The organism is Vibrio sp. CAU 1672, assembly GCF_029223195.1.
In the GTDB taxonomy this organism is placed as follows: Bacteria; Pseudomonadota; Gammaproteobacteria; order Enterobacterales; family Vibrionaceae; genus Vibrio.
In genome coordinates, this window is the sequence record NZ_JARHUF010000059.1 from 1 (window position 1) to 2,381 (window position 2,381).

Below are 2,381 nucleotides of genomic sequence, written 5' to 3' on the forward strand. Positions count from 1 at the left end.
ATAACAAGGCATTTAAGAGTGATTCCCAACGCTTGGCATTTTTCATTCGATCGTTGAGTTTAGTGTTTACGGTGGTGTGGTTAGGTTTCGTGGTAGCGTTGCTCACACCTTAATGCGGCGTTATACCGCAATCAATCATCTAACCTTTTCATGGCTTTACGGTAAACATCGCTACGTTCGCGTTTTCCGACTGCTAAGACGGTTACAATGATGACATCGTCTTCAACTTTGTAGACGAGACGGTAGCCAGATTGACGCAACTTAATTTTATACATGTTGTCAGCTCCAGAAAGCTTTGAAGCCGGAACATGTGGGTTATCTAAGCGTTCTATCAGCTTTTTCTTAAATTGTTGTTGCAGAGTAGAGCCAAGCTTTTTCCACTCTTTGAGTGCGCTCTTTTTAAAGTCGAGTTTATAGGTCATCAATATTTACCGAAATGCTCTCTTCAGATTCACGCTCCTTAGCGATAGCTAGTAGTTCAAGATCCTCGAGTCTGTCCATCATCATTTCGTACGCTTCGGCAGGTACACAATAAAATGCGGGCTCATTTCGGTTTAATACAGCAACAGGTTCGCCGTAAGCACTAGTTGCAACTTTCATAGGGTTAGCTTTCAACTCGGTAATGCTTGCAGCAACATCGGCTAAAATTCTAGTGGTCATATAATCGGTCTCTTAAGTGGTCTTTATGTTGGTCATTTTAGCCTCAACCAAGCGGTATAACAAGTTGCTTAAGAGTGATTCGCAACGCGTGGCATTTTTACTATGCGTCGGTTTATGTGTTTAAGGTATTATGCGGAGGCTAAGGTATTGCGTTGCTCACACCTTAGCAAGGCGTTAGCCGTCATGGAGCTTGCTATACTCAAAGTGATAGAATAGTATCACTTTAGTATTCCTTTGGAGCAGCTCTCATGAAAGTAGAACTAGTTACATCACTCAAACGTCAAGCAACAAAGATCCTTGCCGATCTCCACGACACTAAAGAACCAGTGTTAATTACCGAACATGGTAAGCCATCGGCATATCTGGTTGATGTTGATGATTACGAGTTTATGCAAAATCGTTTGGCGATTCTGGAGGGGATTGCACGAGGTGAACGTGCATTAGCTGACGGTAAAGTGGTGAGTCACGATGAAGCCAAGGACAAAATGTCAAAATGGCTGAAATAATCTGGACTGAGCCAGCGCTATCCGACCTCAATGATATCGCTGAATACATCGCACTTGAAAATATCGTAGCTGCAAAACAATTGGTTCAAACGATCTTTTCTAAAGTCGGGCGCTTAGAGGCTTTCCCTGAATCGGGTCGCATTCCGCCTGAACTAGAACATCTAAGTTATCGTGAAGTTGTAGTTAATCCGTGCCGCGTTTTCTATAAACAAGACGGCGACAAAGTATTTATTCTGTTTGTTATGCGTGCTGAGAGAGACTTGCGTAAGTTCCTATTGAGCAAGCAATAACCTTTGGGAATGAGCGGCTAACAAACTGTTTAAGAGTGATTCGCAACGCGTGGCATTTTTACTATGCGTTGCGTTTAGTGTTTAAGGTGGCATGCGGCGGCATCGGTATTGCGTTGCTCACACCTTAACAGGGCGTTAGCTTTCAAACTCGTTTGTGTTACCAAGGAGGCAAATTTGAAGTGGTATTTGTTGGGTGTCAGTGGTGCTTTATTCTCATCGCTGTCGATTTCGGCAAGTGAAAATATACATAGTGTAAATTTTGATCTGTCGTTTTTTGGGGTGACAAAAAGCTGTGAAATCACCACAAGCCAAGTGGATGAAATCTCAGATCCTAAGTTGCTTAGTCAGACTCAATCTGGAATAAAATATTTCTCAAAAATTCTCAATCCTACCGTCGCTTGGAAATCAGGTGATACTTATATAACAAATTGTATCGCTGAGTTACCGAATACATTAATCAATAGTGAGTTTGTTGCGTGTTACTCACGTGAGACACCTATTCGAAAATATGATAAATCAATGTTGCTAAATGCTGAGTTTATCGATGAGTTTTGTTATTCGGAACCGAGTAAGGGTGGCTATTACTTTGAGTATAGAATTGAAACTGACAATGAACAGATTGCCATTGACGCATCTGAACGTGGTCGTTGCAGATATACCTGTATTGTTAAGTAAAGAAAGCTAACAAACTGTTTAAGAGTGATTCGCAACGCGTGGCATTTTTACTATGCGTTAGTTTTAGTGTTTAAGGTGGTATGCGGCAGCTTCGGTATTGCGTTGCTCACACCTTAACAGGGCGTTATGATCTGCTCCAGCCAGACTGGACACTTCATTAAGTGACATTTTGTTGTTCAAAGTTAACTGGGCTTAGATACCCAAGAGCACTGTGCCTTCTCGTCCGATTATAATCAACCTCTATGTATTC

General features: G+C 41.8%; 6 protein-coding genes. 3 read left to right on the forward strand and 3 right to left on the reverse strand.

What is annotated here, in order from left to right; translation table 11 throughout:
* Positions 1–131 precede the first annotated feature (131 nt).
* Positions 132–422 (reverse strand): type II toxin-antitoxin system RelE/ParE family toxin, encoded by a 291-nt coding sequence (locus P2G85_RS21275; RefSeq protein WP_005377002.1) that lies wholly within the window; start codon positions 420–422, stop codon positions 132–134.
* Complete coding sequence (locus tag P2G85_RS21280) at positions 412–660, reverse strand: type II toxin-antitoxin system Phd/YefM family antitoxin (RefSeq protein ID WP_005377003.1); 249 nt, start codon at positions 658–660, stop codon at positions 412–414. The genes P2G85_RS21275 and P2G85_RS21280 overlap by 11 nt, the downstream gene beginning before the upstream one ends.
* 248 nt (positions 661–908) lie before the next feature.
* Here P2G85_RS21280 and P2G85_RS21290 point away from each other — a divergent pair, with 248 nt between their 5' ends.
* The 3 genes from P2G85_RS21290 to P2G85_RS21305 all read left to right on the forward strand — a co-directional run bounded on the left by P2G85_RS21290 (position 909) and on the right by P2G85_RS21305 (position 2,131).
* Entirely contained in the window at positions 909–1,166 is a 258-nt protein-coding gene (locus P2G85_RS21290) for a type II toxin-antitoxin system Phd/YefM family antitoxin (RefSeq protein WP_005448240.1), read from the forward strand.
* On the forward strand, positions 1,154–1,456 hold the full coding sequence (locus tag P2G85_RS21295; protein WP_275866005.1) for a type II toxin-antitoxin system RelE/ParE family toxin: 303 nt from the start codon (positions 1,154–1,156) through the stop codon (positions 1,454–1,456). The genes P2G85_RS21290 and P2G85_RS21295 overlap by 13 nt, the downstream gene beginning before the upstream one ends.
* A gap of 174 nt (positions 1,457–1,630) precedes the next feature.
* Entirely contained in the window at positions 1,631–2,131 is a 501-nt protein-coding gene (locus tag P2G85_RS21305; RefSeq protein WP_275866006.1) for a hypothetical protein, read from the forward strand.
* Between the two features lie 157 nt (positions 2,132–2,288).
* On the opposite strand, the gene P2G85_RS21315 is transcribed toward P2G85_RS21305, so the two are convergent.
* Positions 2,289–2,381 (reverse strand): IS3 family transposase (locus P2G85_RS21315; RefSeq protein WP_262638254.1); only part of this gene is annotated, 93 nt, incomplete at its 5' end.